This is a genomic window from Pelagibacterium flavum (genome assembly GCF_025854335.1).
GTDB lineage: Bacteria > Pseudomonadota > Alphaproteobacteria > Rhizobiales > Devosiaceae > Pelagibacterium > Pelagibacterium flavum.
In genome coordinates this window covers 2,043,349-2,065,923 of sequence record NZ_CP107716.1, presented here as the reverse complement: position 1 = coordinate 2,065,923, position 22,575 = coordinate 2,043,349, and the positions used below count along the sequence as shown (strand labels likewise).

23 protein-coding genes and 1 tRNA gene are annotated in these 22,575 nt (G+C 61.6%); 10 read left to right on the top strand and 14 right to left on the bottom strand.

What is annotated here, in order from left to right:
* Positions 1-32: 32 nt before the first annotated feature.
* Both argS and OF122_RS10310 read right to left on the bottom strand, forming a co-directional pair.
* Positions 33-1,784, bottom strand: a complete 1,752-nt coding sequence (gene argS, locus OF122_RS10315; protein WP_264227645.1) for an arginine--tRNA ligase — start codon at positions 1,782-1,784, stop codon at positions 33-35.
* A 234-nt stretch (positions 1,785-2,018) separates the two neighbouring features.
* A complete protein-coding gene (locus OF122_RS10310; RefSeq protein ID WP_264227644.1) occupies positions 2,019-3,191 on the bottom strand; it encodes a deoxyguanosinetriphosphate triphosphohydrolase in 1,173 nt (390 codons plus the stop codon).
* Positions 3,192-3,273: 82 nt separating this feature from the next.
* Here OF122_RS10310 and OF122_RS10305 point away from each other — a divergent pair, with 82 nt between their 5' ends.
* From OF122_RS10305 to xth, 3 genes are all read left to right on the top strand, one after another.
* Complete coding sequence (locus tag OF122_RS10305) at positions 3,274-3,624, top strand: HesB/IscA family protein (RefSeq protein WP_264224171.1); 351 nt, start codon at positions 3,274-3,276, stop codon at positions 3,622-3,624.
* 74 nt (positions 3,625-3,698) lie between these two features.
* Positions 3,699-4,310 (top strand): LysE family translocator, encoded by a 612-nt coding sequence (locus tag OF122_RS10300; RefSeq protein ID WP_264224170.1) that lies wholly within the window; start codon positions 3,699-3,701, stop codon positions 4,308-4,310.
* A 20-nt stretch (positions 4,311-4,330) separates the two neighbouring features.
* Complete coding sequence (xth, locus tag OF122_RS10295; RefSeq protein ID WP_264224169.1) at positions 4,331-5,137, top strand: exodeoxyribonuclease III; 807 nt, start codon at positions 4,331-4,333, stop codon at positions 5,135-5,137.
* A gap of 107 nt (positions 5,138-5,244) precedes the next feature.
* Here the strand turns inward: xth and OF122_RS10290 are convergent, their stop codons facing one another.
* The 9 genes from OF122_RS10290 to OF122_RS10250 all read right to left on the bottom strand — a co-directional run bounded on the left by OF122_RS10290 (position 5,245) and on the right by OF122_RS10250 (position 17,874).
* A complete protein-coding gene (locus OF122_RS10290) occupies positions 5,245-6,054 on the bottom strand; it encodes a tetratricopeptide repeat protein (RefSeq protein ID WP_264224168.1) in 810 nt (269 codons plus the stop codon).
* A gap of 575 nt (positions 6,055-6,629) precedes the next feature.
* Entirely contained in the window at positions 6,630-9,446 is a 2,817-nt protein-coding gene (locus OF122_RS10285; RefSeq protein ID WP_264224167.1) for a valine--tRNA ligase, read from the bottom strand.
* 320 nt (positions 9,447-9,766) lie between these two features.
* Positions 9,767-10,486 carry a DUF2497 domain-containing protein gene (locus tag OF122_RS19670; protein WP_319019358.1) on the bottom strand — a complete coding sequence of 240 codons (720 nt, stop codon included), beginning with the start codon at positions 10,484-10,486 and terminating at the stop codon, positions 9,767-9,769.
* A gap of 299 nt (positions 10,487-10,785) precedes the next feature.
* Entirely contained in the window at positions 10,786-12,138 is a 1,353-nt protein-coding gene (locus tag OF122_RS10275; protein WP_264224166.1) for a TolC family outer membrane protein, read from the bottom strand.
* 173 nt (positions 12,139-12,311) lie between these two features.
* Entirely contained in the window at positions 12,312-12,962 is a 651-nt protein-coding gene (locus OF122_RS10270; RefSeq protein ID WP_264224165.1) for a protein-L-isoaspartate O-methyltransferase family protein, read from the bottom strand.
* Positions 12,963-13,036: 74 nt separating this feature from the next.
* Positions 13,037-14,620 (bottom strand): ABC transporter ATP-binding protein, encoded by a 1,584-nt coding sequence (locus OF122_RS10265; RefSeq protein ID WP_264224164.1) that lies wholly within the window; start codon positions 14,618-14,620, stop codon positions 13,037-13,039.
* Positions 14,617-15,432: an ABC transporter permease gene (locus OF122_RS10260; RefSeq protein ID WP_264224163.1), complete on the bottom strand. Its 816-nt coding sequence runs from the start codon at positions 15,430-15,432 to the stop codon at positions 14,617-14,619. The genes OF122_RS10265 and OF122_RS10260 overlap by 4 nt, the downstream gene beginning before the upstream one ends.
* On the bottom strand, positions 15,429-16,376 hold the full coding sequence (locus OF122_RS10255; protein WP_264224162.1) for an ABC transporter permease: 948 nt from the start codon (positions 16,374-16,376) through the stop codon (positions 15,429-15,431). The genes OF122_RS10260 and OF122_RS10255 overlap by 4 nt, the downstream gene beginning before the upstream one ends.
* A gap of 19 nt (positions 16,377-16,395) precedes the next feature.
* Positions 16,396-17,874, bottom strand: a complete 1,479-nt coding sequence (locus OF122_RS10250) for an ABC transporter substrate-binding protein (RefSeq protein ID WP_264224161.1) — start codon at positions 17,872-17,874, stop codon at positions 16,396-16,398.
* A gap of 193 nt (positions 17,875-18,067) precedes the next feature.
* Here OF122_RS10250 and OF122_RS10245 point away from each other — a divergent pair, with 193 nt between their 5' ends.
* From OF122_RS10245 to OF122_RS10235, 3 genes are all read left to right on the top strand, one after another.
* The gene (locus tag OF122_RS10245) at positions 18,068-18,286 is read left to right on the top strand and encodes a hypothetical protein (RefSeq protein ID WP_264224160.1); all 219 of its coding nucleotides are present in this window, start codon (positions 18,068-18,070) and stop codon (positions 18,284-18,286) included.
* Between the two features lie 208 nt (positions 18,287-18,494).
* Positions 18,495-18,818 (top strand): I78 family peptidase inhibitor, encoded by a 324-nt coding sequence (locus tag OF122_RS10240; RefSeq protein WP_264224159.1) that lies wholly within the window; start codon positions 18,495-18,497, stop codon positions 18,816-18,818.
* A 120-nt stretch (positions 18,819-18,938) separates the two neighbouring features.
* Positions 18,939-19,364, top strand: coding sequence for a hypothetical protein (locus OF122_RS10235; RefSeq protein WP_264224158.1), 426 nt, complete (start codon positions 18,939-18,941; stop codon positions 19,362-19,364).
* Positions 19,365-19,712: 348 nt separating this feature from the next.
* Here the strand turns inward: OF122_RS10235 and OF122_RS10230 are convergent.
* Positions 19,713-19,789: transfer RNA gene (locus OF122_RS10230), tRNA-Asp, on the bottom strand.
* A 257-nt stretch (positions 19,790-20,046) separates the two neighbouring features.
* Between OF122_RS10230 and OF122_RS10225 the strand changes: the two genes are divergently transcribed.
* The 3 genes from OF122_RS10225 to arfB all read left to right on the top strand — a co-directional run bounded on the left by OF122_RS10225 (position 20,047) and on the right by arfB (position 21,156).
* Entirely contained in the window at positions 20,047-20,256 is a 210-nt protein-coding gene (locus tag OF122_RS10225) for a hypothetical protein (RefSeq protein ID WP_264224157.1), read from the top strand.
* 19 nt (positions 20,257-20,275) lie between these two features.
* Positions 20,276-20,590, top strand: a complete 315-nt coding sequence (locus OF122_RS10220; protein ID WP_264224156.1) for a YbjQ family protein — start codon at positions 20,276-20,278, stop codon at positions 20,588-20,590.
* Positions 20,591-20,724: 134 nt separating this feature from the next.
* Positions 20,725-21,156, top strand: coding sequence for an alternative ribosome rescue aminoacyl-tRNA hydrolase ArfB (gene arfB / locus OF122_RS10215; protein WP_264224155.1), 432 nt, complete (start codon positions 20,725-20,727; stop codon positions 21,154-21,156).
* Positions 21,157-21,206: 50 nt separating this feature from the next.
* Here the strand turns inward: arfB and OF122_RS10210 are convergent, their stop codons facing one another.
* Positions 21,207-21,743: a thermonuclease family protein gene (locus tag OF122_RS10210; RefSeq protein WP_264224154.1), complete on the bottom strand. Its 537-nt coding sequence runs from the start codon at positions 21,741-21,743 to the stop codon at positions 21,207-21,209.
* Positions 21,744-21,824: 81 nt separating this feature from the next.
* Positions 21,825-22,106, bottom strand: coding sequence for a hypothetical protein (locus OF122_RS10205; protein ID WP_264224153.1), 282 nt, complete (start codon positions 22,104-22,106; stop codon positions 21,825-21,827).
* Between the two features lie 35 nt (positions 22,107-22,141).
* Here OF122_RS10205 and OF122_RS10200 point away from each other — a divergent pair, with 35 nt between their 5' ends.
* Entirely contained in the window at positions 22,142-22,555 is a 414-nt protein-coding gene (locus tag OF122_RS10200; protein WP_319019357.1) for a GFA family protein, read from the top strand.
* The last annotated feature ends 20 nt before the right edge of the window (positions 22,556-22,575 follow it).

The window sequence follows — 22,575 nt, the reverse complement described above, 5'->3', positions numbered from 1 at the left end:
TCCGCCGAACTGTTCACAGCAATGCGCCGTAATTATGAAAGCTCTTGCGGCGCACTCACGCCTAAAAGATCAAGGCCGCTACCGAGAACCCGGCGCACGCCATCCACAAGCGCGAGTCGAGCAAGCGTTAGTTTCGGGTCATCGTCGTTAACAAAGCGTAAGCTGGGGTCTTCCTTGCCTTTGCCCCAGAAGGCGTGGAACTGCGCGGCCAGCTCGTGCAAGTAAAACGCAAGTCTATGCGGCTCGTGCGCCCGCGCCGCTGCCGCAACCTGCCGCGGCCAGGACCCAAGCAACCGGATCAGCTCGATTTCATCCGCAGTCGACAGCAATGAAAGATCGGCGCCAGCGAGTGCCGACTCGCACGTATCGAGAGCCGGCAGGTCGCGCGCCGCATTGCGGAAAATCGAAAACGTCCTTGCATGCGCGTACTGCACATAAAAAACCGGATTGTCCTTGCTCTGCTCTTTCACCAGCGCAAAGTCAAAATCGAGCGGCGCGTCGTTGCGCCGGAACAGCATCATGAAGCGGGTTGCGTCGACTCCCACTTCCTCCACAACATCGGCAAGTGTCACCAGGTCGCCGGAACGCTTGCTCATTTTCACCGGTTCGCCATTCCGCAACAGCTTGACCAGTTGGCAGAACCGCACGTCAGCCGATGCCTTGCCGCCCGAAACGGCCTTCACGGCGGCCTCGATGCGCTTGGCATACCCCGCATGGTCGGCGCCCAGAACGTCGATCAGCGTGGTAAAGCCCCGCAGCACCTTGTTGCGATGATAGGCGATGTCGGCGGCAAAATAAGTATAGCTGCCATCCGATTTGACAAGCGCCCGGTCCACGTCGTCGCCAAACTGGGTGGCCCGGAACAAGGTCTGTTCGCGGTCTTCCCAATCATCGGGCAGCTTTCCCTTCGGCGGCTCGAGCCGCCCCTCATAAACGAGACCTTCCTCGCGCAGCCAGGCCAGCGTCTTTTCGATCTCGCCCCCCGGTCCATGCAGTGTCTTTTCGGAAAAGAACACTTCGTGCTCGATATTGAGCTTTTTCAGATCGGCCCTGATCAGCTCGAGCATCGCCGCCAGCACATGCTGCTTGACCGGGGCCAGCCATGCCTCTTCGGGCTTGTCCAGCAGCCTGTTGCCGAACTCTTCCACCAGTGCCTGACCCACGGGGATCAGATAATCGCCCGGATAGAAGCCGGCCGGAATTTCGATGGTCTCCCCCAACGCCTCGCGATAGCGCAGGAAGGCCGACCGCGCCAGCGTGTCGACCTGCGAGCCGGCGTCGTTGATGTAGTATTCCTTGGAAACGTCATATCCGGCATAGGCCAGAAGCGATGCCAGCGCGTCGCCATAAACGGCGCCGCGGGTATGCCCGACATGCATCGGCCCGGTCGGGTTGGCCGAAACATACTCAACGTTCACCTTCTCGCCCTGCCCCACATCAGCCCGCCCGAAATCGTCGCCCAGCTCGGCAATCGATGACAGCACCTTGTGCCAGACGCTCTGCTGCAGCCGGAAATTGATGAACCCCGGCCCGGCGATCTCGACCGAAGCCACGTCGGCATCCCCCGCAAACCGCTCGGAAATCGCCGCCGCGACCTCGCGCGGGTTCTTGCCCAGCGGCTTGGCCACCACCATGGCGGCGTTGGTCGAAAGATCTCCATGAGCGGCATCGCGCGGCGGCTCCACAACAACGCGGGCCAGCAACTCCCGGTTATCGGCCAGCTCGGGAAAACTCGCGATCAGCGCATCGGTGACGCGCCCTTCAAAAAGGGCAAACACATCCATCTGAAGGAACCTATGATTGGGACTGGAAACCGACATGTCGCGATTGGCGTCAAGGCGAGGCGCAAACATTGGCTTTCGAGAACCGGAGCGGAGCGTACGTTCCGAGTGCTGCCAGAAAAAGTTGCAGACTTTTTCGGTTCGACAGCACGACTAAAAACATACGTGAGCACCGGAAGCGCCGAAAGCCGGGGTTCAAAGCCCGCCTTCACGCCAATATCGGCATGTCGGGGCGGGTTACCGGAATTCCGGTCTCTCGTCAAACAAACGGGCGTACTCATCCAGCGCGAACGGGTCGGTCATCCCGGCCACGAAATCGCAAACGATCCGCGCCCGTGCGGCCTCGGAACCGGCAGCGCTATAGGCCAGCCCCCAGCGTCCCGGCATGTCTCCCTCGGTGATATAGGCATCGAACAAACGCCCCACCACTGCTTCGCTCTGGCGGACCGGCCCCATGACCCGCGCGTCGCGATAGACCTTGGCGAACAGGAATGCCTTGAGCTCGGCCTCATCCTCGGCCATCTCGGTGGGAAACCCGATCAGGGCCCGCCCCGCATACCGGACGTCATCGACACTTTGCGGAGCCGCCGCAATCAGCCGTTCGGCGCTTTCGGCGATCACCGCCTCGATGGTCCGCGTAATCAGCCGTCGCTGAACCTCATGGATTTGCCTTCCCCGCTCCAGTCCGGGCCACATTTCGATGACTTCGCGCGCAATCGGCCCCACCAGCGGCACATCGACAAGATCGCCGATCACCAACAGCCCGGCCCGCACCGCATCGTCGATATCGTGAGCGTTATAGGCAATATCGTCCGCAATCGCCGCCACCTGCGCCTCGAGATTGGCATAGGTGCCAGCCAGCAAATCAGCACTCGCGGGAATATCCGCCAGGGCCGCCGCGATGTCCTGCCCGTGCTCGGATTCGCCGCCGGTCACCGGGCCATTGTGTTTCAGGATGCCTTCGAGCGTCTCCCAGGTCAGGTTCAGCCCGTCATGATCGGCATAGCGGTTCTCAAGCACTCCCACCACGCGCAGCGCCTGCACATTATGGTCGAACCCGCCCAGCTCCGCCATTTTCTCGCCCAGCACCCGCTCGCCGGCATGTCCGAACGGGGTATGACCCAGATCGTGCGACAGCGCTACGGCCTCGGCCAGATCCTCGTTGAGCCGCAGCGCCCGCGCGATCGAGCGCGCGATCTGGCTCACTTCGAGCGTATGGGTCAGCCGCGTGCGGAAATGCTGGCCTTCGTGATGGAGAAAAACCTGCGTCTTGTGCTGCAGCCGCCGAAACGCCGTCGAATGGATGATCCGGTCCCGATCCCGCTGGAATTCGTTGCGCGTCGGGCTGGCCGAAGGCCGATAGACCCGCCCCCGTGACTGCGCCGGATCGGCGGCATAAACCGCGTGCATATCACTCATGTGGGACTGCCCCTTTTCATCGTTGCCCTACGATCTTATGTTGAGGCCAAATGTCTCAAGCCAAAGCAGCGCCATGACCGACACCCAACTAGCATCAAACGAGGTCGTTTTGACAGAGCGCGCCGCCAAGCGGATCAATCGCATTCTGTCAAAGGAAGAACCCGGTACTGTCCTGCGCATCGCCGTAGCGGGCGGCGGATGCTCGGGCTTCCAGTACGAGTACAATATCGTCAAGGAAGCCCCCACCGACGACGATCTGGTCCTCACTCGTGACGGCGCCACCGTTTACATCGATTCGATGAGTCTCGAGTTCATGGGCGGCGCGGAAATCGACTTTGTCGACGATCTGATCGGCCAGTCCTTCCAGATCAAAAACCCCAACGCAGTCGCGTCCTGCGGCTGCGGCACGAGCTTTGCGGTCTGACCTTCCGCATTTTTCGGGTCGCATTCGCAGCTCCATAATGCTTACCTCTGCCCTCTTGCGCGCGGAGGTAAGCCATGAGCACCGAATTCCTGATCACCGCCCTGATTATATGCCTGCTTCCGGGCTCGGGCGTACTGTACACGCTGGCCGTTGGCCTTGGCCGCGGCTTTAAGGCCTCCATCGCCGCCGCCTTTGGCTGCACGCTGGGCATCATCCCCTCCGCTCTCGCCTCCATTGTCGGCCTTGCCGCCATCTTCCACGCCAGCGCCCTGGCCTTCCAAACGCTCAAATATCTTGGCGTCGCTTATCTGCTCTATATGGCCTGGTCGATCCTGCGCTCCGGTGGCGCCATGGGGCTCGATGCCGACCGCTCGCCAGCCTCCATGGCCAAAATCGCCACCAGCGGCGCCCTCATCAACGTCCTCAATCCCAAGCTCAGCTTGTTCTTTCTGGCGTTCCTGCCCCAGTTCGTTCCCCTCGACACACCCCATGCGACAGCAACACTGCTCTTGCATGCCGCCGTGTTCATGGCGATAACTTTCGTGACATTCGTGGGGTACGGGGCCTGCGCCGCATTTGCGCGTGATTATGTCATCTCCCGGCCCGACGTGCTCAAATGGATAAGGCGCAGCTTTGCGGGCACATTTGGCCTGCTCGGCCTGCGCCTCGCCCTTTCAGATCGCTGACCAACCAACGAGACGGCCCGATGCGCATAGCTACCTGGAACATCAACGGCATCAACGCACGCCTCCCGGCCGTCCTCACCTGGCTCGACGAAACCAAGCCCGACATCGTCGGCCTGCAGGAAATCAAATGCCTCGATGAAAACTTCCCGCGCGCCGAATTTGAGTCGCGCGGCTACAATGTCGAAACCCATGGCCAAAAGAGCTTCAACGGCGTCGCCCTGCTCTCCAAACTTCCCTTCGACGAAGTCCATCGCGGCCTGCCGGGCAATGACGAGGACCCCCAGTCCCGCCTCATCGAGGGTGTCTTTTCCACTGAAGACGGCGGTGTCGTCCGCGTGTGCAATATCTACCTGCCGAACGGGAATCCGGTCGATACCGAAAAATTCCCCTACAAGCTTGGCTGGATGGACCGCCTCTACGATTTCGTGGAACAGCGTCTGGCCCATGAGGAGCCCTTCATCCTGATGGGTGATTTCAACCTCATCCCGACCGGCTTTGACTGCCACGATCCATCAGTCTGGTGGGGCGATGCGCTGTTCCGGCCCGAGAGCCTCGAAAAATGGCGCCGCATCGTCAATCTGGGTCTAACCGACGCCCTGCGGGCCACAACCAGCGATCAGGTCTTCACCTTCTGGGATTTCCAGGCCGGTGCCTGGCGCCGCAACGCCGGCATCCGCATCGACCATTTGCTGCTCTCGCCCCAGGCCGCTGACCGCCTCACCGGCGTCACCGTCCACAAGGATACCCGCGGCTGGGACAAGCCCTCCGACCACGTCCCCGTCGAAGGCGATTTCACCCTCGCCGGCCACTCGGCCAAAGCGGCCTGATCGCCTTTCGACAGAGCGAACCCCAAACCTGTCTGTCACTCCGGGATTTATTCCCGGAGTCCATCATGCCGATTCTCCATCGGGCAAAAGGTAGATTGGATTAAGGCCTAAAACTCGGCGAACTGGCTACCGAGCGTATCCGCCGCCCGCAGAGCCGTTTCGGCCTGGGCGGGGTCGGCCTTGGCCATGGCGCTATCGGTCAACTCGCGGATCCATCCTTCGTCGCTCGTCCCGAGTGCCGAGCGATAGGCGATATTGAGCCACATCAGCCCTTCGACCGGCTGCGCTTCGATGCCATTGCCCAGAACAAGCATTTCGCCCAGCCGCGCCTGCGCACCCGGATGCCCCTTGCGGGCCGCCAGAGACAGCCAGCGCGCGCCCTGCAACGGGTTTACACCGAACCCTTCGGGGCTCAGATACAACATGCCCACGCGGTACTGCGCGTCCGCATCGCCGAAATAGGTCGCAGCGTGCATCAGCAGCGTATGGCCACGCGAAGCATCCTCGGGAATGCCCGCATCGGGCACCCCATGCAGGTAATAATCGCCGATCTTGACGAAGGACTGCGCCACGATATCCGCATCGAGCGAACTCGGAGGCGCATCTGCGTTCTCGTTGGCAATGCGCGAAAAATACTGGAAGGCCTTGGCCGGATCCTTCTGAACCCCCGCCCCGGTCTCATACATCGTCCCGAGCTGCCACAGCGCGATGGGCTGGCCGGCATCAGCGGCCCCCTCGAGCGCAGAAACCAGATTGTCGCCGCTCAACTCGGTCGCCGTCATGCCATCCAGCATCTGGGCCAACTCTTGCGCGGCGTCGAGAGCGCTCTGGGCCTGCGCCGGCAGCACCGTGCCGAGGGACAGCAGGGCCGAACAGGTCGCAGCCAGAGCGAACGCAGTACTCCTGACTATAGGCATAACACACCTTCTCACGCCCCAGTCGCGCAGCCGTCGCGCCACATCGTGCGCGCCCACTGCCGGACCGGAAAGTTCTACCGTATTGTTGCAGACGGCAGATCGTGTGTCCGCCGCCACCCTGTTGATCTTTATTGTTTCCGCATTTGCTTTCCGCTCGACCCAACGGGCCACTACGGTCTTCAATGCGCGAACCGCCAACGGCAGTTCATATGTTTGATTGAGAGGATATTCGCCCATTGTGTCGGCATTAGAGCGATTGTCTGCCGCCAAGATGGCAACATTGCTGTATGCCGCTCGGCCGATAAATTCGCTGCAATGGGACGCGCCGGTTGCCATTTTCTATCCTGCTCCTTGCCCGTTGTCGGGATCTCTGATCCCACATCGGGCCTGGTTCGGCAGGCATGACCGCACCGTGCGCCATACTGCGCATCAATTGCCATATCCACCCGCCGCCAACCTTTCTCCGGCTGGTTTAGGGTAAGATTGTGGCATGGTCCCTTAGCAAAGCGTGACCGCGCGGGGCGCGATCACGACTCTGTTGCCAATGTAGCAAAATTGTCACAAGCGCGTGGCGCTCACGACAGCGTGGCCAGCGCCTGCTGCAGTTTTTCGCGTCGCGCCTTGGCTTCGGCCAAACGCCCCTTCTGCTCTTCAATGACCTCTTCGGGCGCCTTGGCCAGAAACTGCTCATTGCCCAGCTTCTTTTCCAGTCCCCCAATTTCGCCCTCGAGCTTCTTGACGTCCTTGGAAAGCCGCTGCCGCTCGGCACCGATGTCGATCAAATCGGCAAGCGGTAGGCCCCAACTTGCCTCACCCACCACAAATTGCGCCGAACTGGCCGGGATCGCGTCGACCGGATCGATGGTCGAAACCCGCGCCAGCCTTTCGATAGCCGCGCGATGGGTCTCTATCCGCGCCAGTGTTTCAGCATTGGCACCGACGAGGACCAGCGGCACTTTCGCCCCGGCCGGCACGTTCATTTCCGTGCGCACGGACCGGATAGCCGAAATCACCTCGATCAGCCAGCTCAGTTCCGCGCCCGCTTGCGGGTAGGACACCGCATCGAGCACCGGCCAATCGGCCAGCATCAGGTAGCCATCACGCTTGGGGCCTGTCTTGCCGGTCTCTGCCCAAAGCTCTTCGGTTACGAACGGCATGAACGGATGCAGCATTTTCAGGATCTGATCCAGCGCCCAGGCCGCCGTCGCCCGCGTCTCGGCCTTTGCCGCTTCGTCAGCGCCCGAGAACGTCGGCTTGGCCAGTTCCACGAACCAGTCGCAGAATGTGCCCCACACGAAATCATAAGCGTGGTTGGCCGCCTCGTTGAACTTGTATTCCACGATTGCCCGTTCGACATTGGCCACGGCCCGCGCCGTCGCCCCGGCGATCCACTGGTTAAGCGCCCCCGAAAGGGTCGTCGGATCGAACCCGTCCACCCGCACGCATTCGTTCATTTCGAGGAAGCGCGCCGCGTTCCAAAGCTTGGTGACAAAGTTGCGATAGCCCTCGACCCGGCTCATGGCCAGCTTGATATCGCGCCCCTGTGCCGCCATCGCAGCCAGCGTAAACCGCGTCGCATCCGCCCCGTAGGCGTCGACCAGTTCGAGCGGATCGATGACGTTGCCTTTCGACTTCGACATCTTCTGGCCCTTCTCGTCGCGGACCAGCGCATGCACATAGACCGTCGAGAACGGCTCTTCACCCGTAAATTCAAGGCCCAGCATCATCATCCTGGCAACCCAGAAGAAAATGATATCGAACCCTGTGACCAGCGTCGCTGTCGGATAGTAGCTTTCCAGCTCTTTCGTCTGCTTTGGCCACCCCATCGTCGAGAACGGCCACAGCCCCGAGGAGAACCAGGTGTCCAGCACGTCCTCGTCCCGCGTCAATTCCACCGGCTCGCCGTAATGGGCAGCGGCCGCCTTGGCGGCGCCTGCCTCGTCATAGTCGACGAACACCTTTCCATCCGGTCCGTACCAGGCAGGGATCTGATGGCCCCACCACAATTGCCGCGAAATGCACCAGGGCTGGATGTTCTCCATCCAGGCAAAATAGGTGTTCTCCCAGCTCTTGGGCACGAATTTGGTCCGCCCTTCGCGCACTGATGCGATGGCCGGCTGGGCCAAAACGTCGGCTTTGACGAACCACTGATCCGTCAGGAACGGTTCGATCACGACCTTGGAGCGATCTCCGAAGGGCTGCATGATCTTCTTGTCCTCGACCATCACCATCTGCCCTTCGGCATCGATGTCGGCCACGATCTTTTTGCGCGCTTCATAGCGGTCCAGGCCGCGGTATTCATCCGGCACGATGTTGATCGCCGTGGTCACCGCATCGTCGAAATCCATTTCGCCGCGCGCGATCTTGCCCGCCAGTTCGGCCTGTTCTGCATAGGGCGCGCCATCGTCCCGCATATTGGCCTTGGTGTCGAACAGCACATACATGGGAATGTGATTGCGCCGAGCGACCTCATAGTCGTTGAAGTCATGCGCGCCGGTGATTTTCACCGCACCCGAGCCGAACTCGGGGTCAGGATATTCGTCGGTGATGATCGGGATCAGCCGCCGGTGTTCCTTGGGCCCGACCGGGATCTCGCACATCTTGCCAACGATCGGCGCATAGCGCTCATCGTCGGGATGCACCGCCACGGCGCCGTCGCCCAGCATGGTTTCCGGCCGTGTGGTCGCGATCGAGATGTAGTCGCGCTCTTCCTCGAGCACCACGTTCCCCTCGGCGTCCTTTTCCACATAGGTATAGGTTTCGCCCCCGGCCAGCGGATATTTGAAATGCCACATATGGCCGTTGACTTCGGTGTTCTCCACCTCGAGGTCCGAAATCGCAGTCTCGAACTGCGGGTCCCAGTTGACCAGTCGCTTGGCGCGATAGATCAACCCCTTGCGGTACATCTCGACAAAGACCTTGAGCACCGCTTCGGACAGCCCTTCGTCCATGGTGAAGCGCTCGCGTGACCAGTCACACGAGGCGCCCAGCCGCTTGAGCTGGTTGAGGATCGCACCCCCGCTCTCGGCCTTCCATTCCCAGACCTTTTCGAGGAATTTTTCGCGTCCGATTTCGCGACGCCCCGGCTCCTGGCGCTCCATCATGCGGCGCTCGACCACCATCTGGGTCGCGATGCCGGCATGGTCGGTGCCCGGCTGCCACAGCACGTTCTTGCCGCGCATGCGCTCGAAGCGCACCAGCACGTCCTGGATGGTGTTGTTCAGCGCGTGCCCGATATGAAGCGAACCGGTAACGTTGGGTGGCGGAATGACGACAGAATAGCTTTCAGCGCCCGGCTTGCTGCCCGCGCCGGCCTTGAAGGCCCCCGCCTCTTCCCAGGCGCTGTAGATGCGCCCTTCAACCGAGCTGGGTTCATAGGTCTTTTCGATCATCTGTGCCGGTATCCCTAGAGCGTGTCCAGTCAAAGTGGGCACCACTCTGACCGTACGGACGCGCGACAAAACAAAGACTTGGAGATGTCCGCAATTCCAGGAACAGCGGAACGCCTCCGGAGTGCGGACAGGAAAGTCGCCGACTTCCCCTCTTGATCCGCACGCCAAAACAAGGACCTGGAGCGCCTCCGGCAAAAATGGACATCATTTTTGCAGTTCCCAGGCGCGACAAGCCAAGCTCTACAGAGACGACCCGCCCCAACGGTGGGACGGGTCCTGAAAGATTTCGCTTATCTGTAAAGCCAAGCCGGGCGGCGAAGTCAACCGCGCGATGCGCGCTCGATCTCCTGGGCGATGAGCCGCTCCACCATCGAGGGCAGGTTTTCTTCGAGCCACTCCTTGAGCATCGGCCGCAGCATTTCGCGGATCATTGCCTCGATGGTCAGGCCGCTCGCGCCCAGCGCCATGTCGGGCACCGCCTTGGGGCCGCCGAGCTTGGCAAACGCGTTTTTCACCGCCGCGCTGGTTGCCGGCTCGAGCAATTCGTCGGCCAGATCACTGCTCAGATCGGGGTCGGGCATAGGCGCGGCCTGCGCAAAATTGGTTGTCTGCTTGGGCGCGGGCTGCGGCTTGGGTTCCGCCTGCATCTTCGGCGCTGGCTCGCGGGCCGGCTCCTCGTCCTGGTCGGATTGAAACGCTACGTCGTCGGGCACGACAAGCTCCGCAGCGGCATCAAAGCTCGCGGCAGAGGGCATTTCCATCTCTTCGGCCTCCGGCTCTGCCACCTCGGGCTCAGGTTCGGCCACCTCCGGTTCAGCAGCGGGAGCTTCAACGATCTGTTCGGGCGAAAGCGCCAGCGGCGTCACCGTGTCGTCGTCATCGTCGCTGAATGGATCGATTTCAGCCACCGAGGGCATTGGCACGGGTTCCGGGGCCGGTACGGCCTTGGGTCCGCTCGCCTTGGCCACCGGCATTTTCTGAGCCGCGGCCTCGTCGTCGTCGGCAATGATCTGCCGGATCGACGATAAGATTTCGTCCATTGTCGGTTCTTTAGATGCCGGCTGGTTCATATCTGCCCCGATCTCGCTCGGCCATCTGGCCGGTACTCGCACTGCTAAAGCGTGTCCAGATAAAGTGAAAACCACTTTGTCGGTTCGGACGCGCGACAAAACAACGACCTAGAGCCATCGGTTTGATTCCATCAAGCGATGGCTCTGGCGACAACGGCTCGCAACCGTTGATTCGCTTTACAGCACCTTAACGTGAGACCCCGGCACGCGAAAAGAGAAACGCCCCGTCAAGGGGGCGTAATCCACGTAAAAAGGGTACTATCGGTATTCTAGCGTAGGTTGCCCCACGCATCGGTCGGCGCTGTCGGCGCAGCGGCCGGAACGATCACATTGCCCTCAACCGTACGCGGTTGAACCGGCAGACCAAGATGCTGAGCGTCCAGCGTTCCCATCGCAGCAATCAGCGAATAGGCCGCAATCGTTCTTTGCGACTGCGCGGAAATCAGCGTTTCCTCGACTGAAGCAACCGACGCACGCGCGTCCAGCACATCAAGCGTCGTAGCCTGCCCCAACTCGTTCTGATCGACCGTTGCCTGCAGCGCCAGCCGGCTCGCAGCAACTGCGGCCGTCGCCGCTTCGATCTGCGCGGTGGCGGCCTGAACCCCGGCCCACCCCTGACGCACGGCCTCGACAATCTGATCGCGGGTTGCAAAGCCTTCGAGCTGGGTCTGTATCTGGCCGATATTTGCCTGTTCGACCGACGGATCGCGCGACGGTACGAAAATCGGCACACTCAGCCGCAACTGGATTGATGCCGATGTTCCGACCGAACCCGGCGTCGTAAAGCCGCCGGCGCCCACGTTTCCGGTCAGCGAAAGGTTCGGCCCGAAGCTCGCCAGCGTTTCTTCATAGCCATATTGGGCGGCGCGCAGCTGCGCGGCCGATGCCAGAAGGGCCGGATGGCCGCTATTGGCCCGCGCCAGTGCTGCGTCGAGCGAACTCGGCAACAAGGACGAAAAATTATAGCCGCCAGAGAGACTCCCCGGCGCCCGCCCGACCCAGCGCTGGTAATTGGCTTCGCTGGTGCGCAGATTGTTGATCGCAGCCTGATAGGACGCTGTCGATTGCGCAAGGCTGGCTTCGGCCTGTGAAACCTCGAGCTGTGTGCCCTCGCCCAGCTCCAACCTGTCGCGCGCCGAACGCACCTGTGCTTCGACAAACCCGACGCTTTCCTGCCGAATCTGGACGATGCGCCGGTTGGCCACCACGTTCACATAGGCCTGAATCACCGAAAGCAGAACATTCTGCTCGGTATTTTTGGCACCATACACGGCAGCGTCGTACTGCGCCTCGGCCCCGCTGATAGCGGCCGACGACGAGCCCGAATCAAAGAGGTTCTGCTCGTAGGACAGCCCGATGCTGTCCGACCAGCCATCTTGCGCGGAGGCAGGCCAGCTATCACTGTAACCAATCGTTCCGGAGGCCCCGATCGTGGGCAACCTTGCCCCTTCGGCAGCAATTATTCCCTGGCGGGCAGCGCGCACCGAAAGGAACGAACTCGCAATTTCGGGATTGTTCTCGTAGGCGTATGCCATAGCCGACGTCAGACTTTCCGCCTGCGCCGTCGAGACCAATCCGAAAAGTGCAATGACGCTTACACCCAGAACTTTATTGAATTTCATTACCCACGCCTCCAGCGCCGCCCTAATCTAGGGGTGCGCGAGTATGCTTTCAACGCAAAACCAACGCATTGTCCAAGTTTCAGCTACTAAGATTCCACCCGTTGCGCCTTGTTAACACTACAGCGGAGTCTGGCACACCAAGATTGCTGCAAGGTTACGGATTCGCGACAATCTCAGAATACAAACGCCGGCGCTTCCGCAAAGCTTCCCAACACTGGAATGCTGACATTGAAGCTGGGCATCGGCGCCACATCGTTGCCGGTCTTGACGTAGAGATTGGCCACTGCCGCATTCCCCGAACCCAGAACAGCCACCAGGCGCCCGCCATCGCGCAATTGGGCCAGCAGTGCGGGCGGCACCACGTCCACGGCCCCCTCCAGAATAATCACGTCGAACGGCGCTTCCTTGGCTACCCCTTGCTCGATCGGCCCGGCCACTGCCGCCGCATTGCCGATATCGAGGTCGGACAGAATATCATTGGCCCGCCCCGCCAGGATCTCGTCGCTCTCCAGCGCCACCACCGCATTGGCCAGCAGCGAGAGCACGGCGGTCGAATATCCCGTCCCGCACGCCACATCGAGCACCACGTCCTGGCTCGAAATTTCGGCAAGTTGCACCAGCCGCGCAAAATCGGCCGGCGATGCCATTGTCCGGGTTGCCGAAAGTGCAATCGGCTCGTCGCTATAGGCAAAGTCGGAATGCGTATCGGGGACGAAACGCTCGCGTGGAATGCGGTTCATGGCGTCCAGAATGCGCCAATCGGTGATCCCGCTGGTCCGCAACTGGTTGTCGACCATCGTCCGGCGCGCGCGCGAAAAGTCCATCGTCAATTGCCTTCCTGAGTGCTTTCAGCCCTGTTGTTCGGTCAATAGCGCCGCCCGCCGACCGAAGCAAGACTTTAGGCGATCAGTCTGGGTGCGGCCTCCACCAGACTCTGCGTGTACCCATGCTGCGGATCACTGAGCACCCTGTCGGTCGCCCCCTCCTCCACGATCCTGCCGCCTTCCATGACAACGACCCGGTCGGTGATCGCCCGAACTACCTGCAGATCATGGGCAATGAACAGATAGCTTATGGTTGCCTGCTGCGAAATTTCCGCCAGTAGATCGAGCACCTGCGCCCGGATCGACACGTCGAGCGCTGAAACAGCCTCGTCCAGAACGATCAGCGCCGGCTCGATAACCAGCGCCCGAGCAATCGCAATTCGTTGCCGCTGCCCCCCGGAAAACTCGTGGATATAGCGCCCCGCCGCCTCCGGCTCGATCTTTACCGATTCGAGCGCCCGCGCCACCAGCGCCTCCCGCTCTGCCCCCCTGGGCGCCCGCGCTCCCAAAAGATGCAGCGGCTCGGCCACCAGCCTTCCGACCCTGTGCCGCGGATCGAACGACCCATAGGGGTCCTGAAACACCATCTGCATGTCGCGCAGCGTAAGCCGCGCCGCCCGCCCGGCCCGCTCCACGACCTGCCCGGCAAAAACCACCCTGCCCGCATCGAGCGGCTCAAGCCCCAGGATCGCCCGCGCCAGCGTCGATTTCCCGCTCCCGCTTTCCCCCACCAGCCCCACGCTCTCGCCCCGCGCTATGGTCAGGCTCACACCATCGAGCGCCCGGAACGTTTTCCTGCCGCCAGACAAGAGCCCCGACCGCAAAGGATAGTCCCGCGTCGCCCCCTCGACCCGCAACAGCACCTCGCCCACTGCGCCCCTCACGCGCTTTGGAACGTGCGTGCTCGCCTCCAGCAGGCGCCTTGTATAGGCATGCTGCGGCACGCCGATCAGCGCCCTTGCCGACCCCGCCTCCACCACCTTGCCGTCGCGCAGCACCGCCACAATATCGGCCATCTGCGACACCACGGCCAGATCGTGGGTTATCAGCATCAGCCCCATCCCCTCTTCATCCACCAGCCCGGCCAGCAGATCGAGAATTTGCGCCTGTGTCGTTACGTCCAGCGCCGTTGTCGGCTCGTCCGCTATCAAAATCTTCGGTCGCAACGCAATCGCCATGGCAATCCCCACGCGCTGGCGCTGCCCGCCCGAAAGCTCATGGGGGTAGCGCGAGGGCGAAATCTTGTTCCCGGGCAGCCCAACCCGCTCGAGCTTTTCCGCAGCCAGGGCCCGGGCCTCCGCCCTCCCCATCCGCCGATGCACCCGCACCGTCTCGGCCACCTGATCCCCGATGGTCATCAGAGGATTGAGCGCCGTCATCGGCTCCTGAAAGATCATCCCGATGGCCTGCCCGCGCAGCCCGTTCATCTCGCCTTCGCTTGCGGCAGCAAGATCGCGCCCCTCGAACCCGATCCTGCCCGCCAGTTTCGCCCCGCCCGGCAAAAGCCGCATGATCGAAAGCGCCGTCAGCGACTTGCCGGACCCCGATTCTCCAACGAGCCCGAGAACCTGGCCCGCCCCGATCTCCAGCGAGACGGCATCAAGAATGCGCGTCCCGCCGATGGTCAGTCCCAGCTTTTCGATGTTGAGAAGACTCATCGCCCGGCCTTCCCCAATCTTGGGTCAAACCAGTCCCTCAGCCCGTCCCCCAGAAGATTCAGCCCCAGCACCGAAAAAACGATTGCCAGCCCAGGCACCAGCGCAACATGCGGCGCCAGCGAAATCATCGTCTGCGCCTCAGCCAGCATCCGCCCCCAGCTTGGCAGGGGTGGCTGCGCCCCCAGCCCCACATAGGCCAGCCCCGCCTCGGCCAGAATGGCCAGCGAAAACTGGATGGTGGCCTGAACGATCAGCATGTTGCCGATATTGGGCAGCACATGCTCGAGCGAAATCAGCACCCGGCTCTTGCCCGCCACTCGCGCCGCCATGATGAACTCGCGCTGCCACACGCCCATCGCCGCCCCGCGCGTCAGCCGCGCGAAAACAGGGATGTTGAAAATCCCGATCGCGATGATCGCGTTGATCGCCCCCGGCCCGAACACCGCGGTAATCAGAATGGCGATGATGAGCGCCGGAAACGCAAACACCAGATCGTTGCCGCGCATGATGACATCGTCGAGCACCGATCCGGTCCGCGCCGCTGCCCAAAGCCCCAGCGGCACGCCAACCGCCATCCCAAGCCCGACCGCCACCAGTGCCACGGCAATCGAGGTCTGCGCGCCCACAAGGATCATCGACACCATGTCGCGCCCGAAATGGTCGGTTCCCAGCCAGTGCGCCGCCCCCGGCGGCATCAGCCGCTCCCCCACCGCAATCAGCGTCACGTCATAGGGCGTCCAGAAAAGCGAGAGCAGCGCCATCGCCGCCAGAACAGCCGTCAGCACCCCGCCGATGACCAACCCGGTCCTCATCGCGTCCCCCGCCGCAACCGCGGATCGACAGCCGCATAGGCAATGTCGACGGCAAAGGTCACGAGGATCACCGCAAACACGAGGATCATCACCACCGAGCGCACGACGATCAGGTCGCGCGCCGTAATCGCCTGAAACGCCAGCCGCCCCAGTCCAGGCAGGTAAAAGACGTTCTCGATGATGATCGCCCCGGCCAGAAGAAACGAAAACTGCAGCCCCATGATCGTCAGCACCGGGATCAGCGCATTGCGAAACGCGTGCCGCCACAGCGCCTGGCTCCGCGCCAGCCCCTTGGCCCGTGCCGTGCGCACATAATCCTCGTCCAGCGTATCGAGCAGGCTCGAGCGCATCACCCGCGCCAGAATCGCCGCCTGCGGCAGCGCCAGCGCAACCGCCGGCAAGGTCAGCGCCATCATCGCTGCCACCGGGTCATCCCAGCCGGGAAACCCGCCCGACGAAAACCAGCGCAAGGTGACGGAAAAAAGCAGCACCAGCAGCATGGCGAACCAGAAGTTCGGCAGCGCAATGCCGATCTGGGTCAGACCCATGGTGCCGGCATCGATCGGCGAATTGCGGTTGGTCGCCGCCAGCACGCCCAGCGGTATCCCGATCAGCGTCGCCAGCACCAGCGCATAGATCGCCAGCGGAATGGATACCCACAGCCGCGCCGCAATCAGATCGATCACTGGCGTTCGATAGGTATAGCTGATCCCGAAATCACCGCTGGCCATCCCGGCGAGCCAGGTCCAGTAGCGCACAACAACCGGCGCATCGAGCCCCAGTTGCACCCGCAGCGCCGTCAGCGCTTCGGGCGAGGCATTGAGCCCGAGCATGAACCGCGCCGGATCGCCCGGCAGCACCTCGAGCACGAAAAAGATAACCACACTGGCCACCAGAAGGCTGATGGCCAGCGAAACAGCGCGGCGCAGAACGAAGTTCAGCATCCCGCCGCCCGGATTTGTGTCACCGGGCCCAACGAACCCCGGTCAGATCGGTCGCCTGTGTCGGTGCATTCACCCACAGCCCCTCAAGGTCGGCATTCTGCACCCCGGCCTTGGCCAGCTGGAAGATATAGGCGTTGACGAAATTCTCCGAGATATTGCGCTGCAGATCGCCCAGCAATGCATTGCGCGCTTCCGGTTCGATCGTGCGGGCCAACTCGTCCCACAGCGCTACGAACTCGGGCGCCCCATAACCGAAATAATAGTCCTCGCGGCCATAGATCTCGATATCCATCGGCTCGGTGTGCGAAATCACCGTCAGATCGAAATCGCCCTCGCCGAACACCTGTTCGAGCCACTGGGCCCATTCGACATTGACGATTTGTGTTTCGATCCCCACGTCGCGCAACTGCGCCGCGATGATCTCCCCGCCGCGCCGCGCATAGACCGGCGGCGGCAGCGCCAGCGACAGCCGCAATCCGCTCACCCCGGCTTCAGCCAGCAACTCCCGCGACCGCTCCGGATCGTATTCGGACAATTCGGTAAGATCGAGATAGGCCGGATGATGCGGCGCGAAATGCGTCCCGATTGGCGTGCCGTACCCGAACATCGCCCCATCGATCACCGCCTGCCGGTCGATCGCACGGGCAATCGCCTCGCGCACGAGGACATCGTTCAGCGGCTCGCGCCGGTTGTTCATCGCCAGTATCGTTTCGCCCTCGGTGGTGCCCACCACAACCTCAAACCGCGGATCGGCATCGAGCTGCGCCAGTGTTTCGGGTGCCGGAAACACCGGAAACGTATCGACATCTTCGGCCATCATCGCCGCAAACGCCGCCGTTGGGTCGGAAATGAACCGGAATGTCGCCCGCTCCAGCAGCGCCGGCTCGCCCCAATACTCCTCATTGCGCACCAGGATAACGCTATCGCCCTGCCGCCAGTCCTCGAACCGGAACGGCCCCGTCCCCACCGGATCGGTCGCGTTGGTCTCGGCACTCTCGGGCGCCACGATCACCGCGTCGCCCCAGGCCATATTGAAGGGAAAATTGCCGTTCGGCTGGCTCAGCGTCACCACCACCGTCAGGTCGTCGACCGCCTCAACGCTCTCGATATCGGCAAACAGGAACTTCTGGGCATTGACCGAATCCTCGGCTCGCGCCCGGTTGAGCGAAAACACAACATCGTCCGCAGTCAGCGCCGATCCGTCATGGAAGGCCACGCCCTCGGCCAGATGGAAGGTATAGGTGAGCCCATCCCCGGACACGTCCCAGCTCTGCGCCAGCGCAGGCAGAATATCGCCATCCGGCCCGAATCGGGTCAGCCCTTCGAACAGATTTGCGTAAACCACCTCGTCGATCGCCGCCGCCGCGTTCGATGTCGGGTCCATATGCGGCGGTTCGAGCACCAGCCCCACAACAATATCGGTCCGCTGCGCCATGGCCGGCATCGATGCCAGAACCAATAAAGCAAAAACCGCTGTTGCACGAATGACTTGGTGCATTCTTCTTTTCCCTTCCCTTAAGGTACGTGCCATCATTACCTCCGATAGCGCCGCCCTTTCACCCATAAGCCGGATGGCGCTTATCGGCAACACTGCCCCTTGGATGTGGAACATTATGTACCGATTGGACATTGTCCTTGCATTCGCCATACTTATATTGGCATCGATTGCCTAACGATCACGAGGGTTTGCTATGGCCCACAATGAAAATTCATTTCTAGACCGCCTGCGCATCCGCCGCGCCGAAGCCGCCTTGACGGCGACCGAGCCCGAATGGATCGAGAACCTGCGCGACTTCGGGCTGATGGCGTCCGGCGTGTACCAGGATCTGCGCGGCGATACCCGCGAAAGCTTCATGCACTTCCGCCGCTGGCTCAAGGCAGGCTTCCGCAAGTTCGCCAGCCGCGATTGACATTATTGAACACAAAAGCAAGGGCCGGGATCATTTCCCGGCCTTTTTCGTTGTGCCAGTGCACCTTGCGGGGGGCAAACTCAGTAGAGCGCTTCCAGGATAAGTGGGTACCACTTATCCGGTTCGGAAGCGCGACAAAACAAAAAGCTTAGAGCAATTGAAGCGATTCGAAGAAGCGCTGAAATGCTCTAGTATCGAGGAATTCAGCATGCCGATAATGAAAACCACCCTTGGCGGTCTCGCCCTTGCCACCTCCATCGCTCTTGCGGGCTGTTCGACCACCGTCACCCCACCCGACACCTCCATGCCCCCTCCGGTCGATTGCGGCGCCCAGGCGCTTGCGGGCAAGACGGGAGAATCGGTGATCGGCAGCACGGCGCAGGACGTCCGCGTAGGCGGCGAGCCCATCAATGCCCCCGGCACCGTCCGCGTCATAACCCCCGGCATGGCCGTCACCCAGGATTTCCGCCCTGACCGCCTCAATCTCGAAGTCGATGCGGCAGGCAATCTCGTACGCGCCTATTGCAGCTAAAGCTTATGGCCGGGCCCCCGCGTCCGGCCTTTCTGGCATCATTGTGATGCAACCACACCCTTCCAAATGAAACCGGGTGCCCCTCTGCCGCATTCCCCTCCTGATCCGAGGAGTTTCCTGATGCGTCAGATTGTTCTTGCCCTGTCCTTTGCCCTTTTCAGCGCCACCAGCGCGAACGCCATCGAATGCCTCAACGGCCAGTCCGGAGACATTCTCAGCCTTGAGAGTTGGCAATTGCTCGATGGCGAGAGCGACAGCGAAAAGACCCTCAGCATTTCCCTCCACCATGCCGGTCCGGTCGGCATCCGCCTGATCGACGCAACCGTCCGCTTCCAGGACGTGCTGGGCGAGCGCATCGGCGAATTCCCGCTTGAGCGCGCCGATGGAATCGACCCGCAAGCCGATTACAGTTTCAGCCACGTCGTAGCCGGCACAATTCTGGAGCGATTGGAAAACCTTCATCCCGACGATATCGAGGGCATCGCCTGCGTCCGCGCGCTGGTCTATGAAGACGGAACGCTCAAGGATTTCGCGGACCAGGGATAGGGACAGACGCCGCCCGCCCAAAAAACTGGAGCACCCGCCCGGTATGCTCCGAACGAGTGCTCATGGCCGAACCGCATGACAAATTTGGGGGCTCGCTAGCGATTCAGGCCATGGGTAACATGTTCGTGAATTGGGGCAACAGCACGGCCATCAAAAGGCAATTCCAAGAACACGCACCCGCGGGCCCACCCAACACGCAAATCCATGCATTCTGGCGGTAAGATACTGCCAATGTTCCAGCAATGTTTGTAGGGGAAGTGACCGGACTCGAACCGCGACCAGCTGCCGGCGCAAGACAAAAACTCTGCCTGCCACGCGGTGAAAAATCACTGAGGGATCAAGGGAAAGTGGCGGGAGTGACGGGACTCGAACCCGCGACCTCCGGCGTGACAGGCCGGCGCTCTAACCAACTGAGCTACACCCCCTTGCGACCCCGGAGCGCTTCGGCCCCGGCAAGGTGGGCTTCGTTTAACGGGGTCCCCCAACCAAGTCAAGCGGGTTTCATGTCAGTTTCGAAATCATTTTTCACTGCCATCTGATTTGCGCGCTAACGCCTTAAAATTTCTCGGGTTATCCCCAACCACCACCCGGTCGGCGCGTCGCATGCGATGCCCGGCGACCGCCTATCTGCCTCCCGACGTCTGTGATAGACAAAGCCGGTAAACCAGAGGAGAAAACCGGCATGCGCCTCGATATGGTCGCGCTCATCGTGGTGATAATTTTCGGCGTGCTTTGGCTGGGCATCAGCCTTGCCGGCATTGTCGTGGTCATGCCGTTCGGCCTGCTGGCCCTGGTGCCCATCGCGATTGCCCTGGGTCTGCTCGTTGTCGTCATCCAGCAACGCCTGCGCAATAAGGAAGACGACTACTACGACAAGAATGTCGACAAGTGATCAGCACGGAGACCGAACAATGATCATCAGCACCGCCGAAACCATTGCCGGCCGGACAATTACCGAAACCATCGGCATCGCCAGGGGCAATACGATTCGCGCCCGCCACGTGGGAACCGATATCATTGCCGGGCTGCGCAATCTCGTCGGCGGCGAAGTTGGCGAATATACCAAGCTCATGGCCGAAGCGCGCGAGCAGGCCCTCGATCGCATGATGGCAAACGCCCAGACCATGGGTGCCGACGCCGTGGTCAGCGTACGGATCACAACCTCGATGATTGCTCAGGGCGCGGCCGAAATTCTCGCCTACGGCACGGCGGTGCGGCTCGAATGATTGTCGTCGCATAACGAGGTGAACGAGAATCGGCAGGAACATCAATCGTCCTCCGCTCATTTTCAGCTACCCACTTCAGTCGCCCGAACCACGCTACCGAAAGAATTCCAAAGGGAGGTCGGCAAAGAACTCTCATGACCGATCGACTGGAAATCACGGCCAACCTGTCCATTCCCCTCTCGGAGGTGGAACTCAATTTCGTGCGCAGTTCGGGGCCCGGCGGCCAGAACGTCAACAAGGTGGCAACCGCCGTACAACTGCGCTTCGACGCTGCCGCATCCCCATCGCTGCCAGATGGCGTGCGCACCCGCCTCATCGCGCAGGCCGGCTCACGGGCCACAAAGGACGGCGTAATCGTTCTCACCGCCGACCGTCATCGCACACAGCCACTCAACCGCGAGGACGCTCTCAATCGCCTTGCCGAAATGATCCGGACGGCTACCCACGTCCCGCGAAAGCGCCGCCCCACGAAACCCACCCTCGCCTCCAAGCGCCGCCGCCTGGATGCCAAGACCCGCCGCGGTGCCATAAAGAGCCTGCGCGGCAACAAACCGGGATTTGACTGATTGATCGGCCAGTTCAACAGGCCGGCTGCCCTCAAGCGATCAGGCCCTGCTCACGCGCCCGGCCTGGGCGGCACGCTATCGCGCGCCGAATAGCGCGAAAACACCTGCCGCCCCTTTTGTCTGGCGTCCGCCAGCCACAGTTTTTTCCGCGCGCCCTCGGGCTCAAGGTGCTTATACACACCGCCGGAGAACTTCGGCCAGTCGAGCGCCAGACCACACCGGACCAGTTCAGCCGCCAGGTCGCGTCCATCGGGCAAAAAGCACTGCGCCACCATCCGGTCGTAAGAAAGTTCAGGTTTGATTTGGGCGGTAATCGTCTGCCCCTTGCACAACTGCACCAGAGCCCATTTTGATTTCTGTCCCCAGGGATGCTCGAGCTCGGGCGCATCTATCCCCGCCAGCCGGATACGGATCTTGTCGATAACGATGGTATCGCCATCGATCACCCAGCAGCGCCCCCTGATAACGCTTGGCCGCCGGACGACCTCTGGCTCGATCCTGACCGGCCGAACAACCGCGGGCCCGGTCCTGCGTGATGGTGTGCCGGGCGTAAACAGAAACAGGATGAATCGGCGCCAAAACCGCATGTCCCCGCTGCTCCCCCTTGCTCCTCGGTCCCAATCTGGCGGTTCGAGCCCCGGGGCGCAAGCAACAGCCCCTGGTTACGACTAACCAAACTTTGCACTGGAAAGGAAAATGATGGGCGATGACATTCCGCTTTTGCTGTGGTTTTTGGCATGGATACCCCGCACCACCAGATAGCCGGCCATTGATTTCGTTTGCGAATTTTGCAGCCCTTCCTGCACATACCAGCTTGATGATGGCGCGGGGGACAGCCGGATTTCGATCCATTGTGGTCGTTCACACTTGGCGTCCGGAATAGCGGCTTTGAGCCTGAGTTGACCATAGTTCGGTACGCGGATACGGAACCGGGTGGCCGCTGACTGCATGCTCGACAGATGGTGGTGGCTGAATATCGAGGTGTATGCGCATGACTAGTCCAGCGACCGGACGGTGCCTATGCGGCGCTGTGAAGTTCCACGTATCGGGAGAGTTCGAGAGCTTCTTCCTTTGCCACTGCTCGCGCTGCCGCAAGGATAGCGGCTCGGCCCACTCGGCAAACCTGTTTTCGTCCACCGCGAAGATCACGTGGTTGTCGGGTGAGAACAATATCAAGTCCTTCCGGCTTGCCGGATCACGGCACGTAAAGTGCTTTTGTACGGAATGCGGCTCTGCGCTCCCGTTTTCTCAAGTGAGCGAGGGTGTGATTGTCGTCCCGGCAGGGTCCCTTGACAGTGGGACCGGCATACGGCCCAACGCGCACATATGCTTTTCCAGTCGTGCAAGCTGGGACGACGACCTGGCGTCACTCGAAACGATCGACGGCCTTCCCGGTTAAACATACAACTTTGGTGGGCG

What these genes read in the sequence shown, in the direction of transcription:
- argS (WP_264227645.1), bottom strand. Translation starts at nt 1,784, where the DNA reads ATGGATGTGTTTGCCCTTTTTGAAGGGCGCGTCACCGATGCGCTGATC.
- OF122_RS10310 (WP_264227644.1), bottom strand. Translation starts at nt 3,191, where the DNA reads ATGCACGCGGTTTATGCCGCCGATCCGGCGCAGTCACGGGGGCGGGTC.
- OF122_RS10305 (WP_264224171.1), top strand. Translation starts at nt 3,274, where the DNA reads ATGACCGACACCCAACTAGCATCAAACGAGGTCGTTTTGACAGAGCGC.
- OF122_RS10300 (WP_264224170.1), top strand. Translation starts at nt 3,699, where the DNA reads ATGAGCACCGAATTCCTGATCACCGCCCTGATTATATGCCTGCTTCCG.
- xth (WP_264224169.1), top strand. Translation starts at nt 4,331, where the DNA reads ATGCGCATAGCTACCTGGAACATCAACGGCATCAACGCACGCCTCCCG.
- OF122_RS10290 (WP_264224168.1), bottom strand. Translation starts at nt 6,054, where the DNA reads ATGCCTATAGTCAGGAGTACTGCGTTCGCTCTGGCTGCGACCTGTTCG.
- OF122_RS10285 (WP_264224167.1), bottom strand. Translation starts at nt 9,446, where the DNA reads ATGATCGAAAAGACCTATGAACCCAGCTCGGTTGAAGGGCGCATCTAC.
- OF122_RS19670 (WP_319019358.1), bottom strand. Translation starts at nt 10,486, where the DNA reads ATGGACGAAATCTTATCGTCGATCCGGCAGATCATTGCCGACGACGAC.
- OF122_RS10275 (WP_264224166.1), bottom strand. Translation starts at nt 12,138, where the DNA reads ATGAAATTCAATAAAGTTCTGGGTGTAAGCGTCATTGCACTTTTCGGA.
- OF122_RS10270 (WP_264224165.1), bottom strand. Translation starts at nt 12,962, where the DNA reads ATGGACTTTTCGCGCGCGCGCCGGACGATGGTCGACAACCAGTTGCGG.
- OF122_RS10265 (WP_264224164.1), bottom strand. Translation starts at nt 14,620, where the DNA reads ATGAGTCTTCTCAACATCGAAAAGCTGGGACTGACCATCGGCGGGACG.
- OF122_RS10260 (WP_264224163.1), bottom strand. Translation starts at nt 15,432, where the DNA reads ATGAGGACCGGGTTGGTCATCGGCGGGGTGCTGACGGCTGTTCTGGCG.
- OF122_RS10255 (WP_264224162.1), bottom strand. Translation starts at nt 16,376, where the DNA reads ATGCTGAACTTCGTTCTGCGCCGCGCTGTTTCGCTGGCCATCAGCCTT.
- OF122_RS10250 (WP_264224161.1), bottom strand. Translation starts at nt 17,874, where the DNA reads ATGCACCAAGTCATTCGTGCAACAGCGGTTTTTGCTTTATTGGTTCTG.
- OF122_RS10245 (WP_264224160.1), top strand. Translation starts at nt 18,068, where the DNA reads ATGGCCCACAATGAAAATTCATTTCTAGACCGCCTGCGCATCCGCCGC.
- OF122_RS10240 (WP_264224159.1), top strand. Translation starts at nt 18,495, where the DNA reads ATGCCGATAATGAAAACCACCCTTGGCGGTCTCGCCCTTGCCACCTCC.
- OF122_RS10235 (WP_264224158.1), top strand. Translation starts at nt 18,939, where the DNA reads ATGCGTCAGATTGTTCTTGCCCTGTCCTTTGCCCTTTTCAGCGCCACC.
- OF122_RS10225 (WP_264224157.1), top strand. Translation starts at nt 20,047, where the DNA reads ATGCGCCTCGATATGGTCGCGCTCATCGTGGTGATAATTTTCGGCGTG.
- OF122_RS10220 (WP_264224156.1), top strand. Translation starts at nt 20,276, where the DNA reads ATGATCATCAGCACCGCCGAAACCATTGCCGGCCGGACAATTACCGAA.
- arfB (WP_264224155.1), top strand. Translation starts at nt 20,725, where the DNA reads ATGACCGATCGACTGGAAATCACGGCCAACCTGTCCATTCCCCTCTCG.
- OF122_RS10210 (WP_264224154.1), bottom strand. Translation starts at nt 21,743, where the DNA reads ATGCGGTTTTGGCGCCGATTCATCCTGTTTCTGTTTACGCCCGGCACA.
- OF122_RS10205 (WP_264224153.1), bottom strand. Translation starts at nt 22,106, where the DNA reads ATGCAGTCAGCGGCCACCCGGTTCCGTATCCGCGTACCGAACTATGGT.
- OF122_RS10200 (WP_319019357.1), top strand. Translation starts at nt 22,142, where the DNA reads ATGCGCATGACTAGTCCAGCGACCGGACGGTGCCTATGCGGCGCTGTG.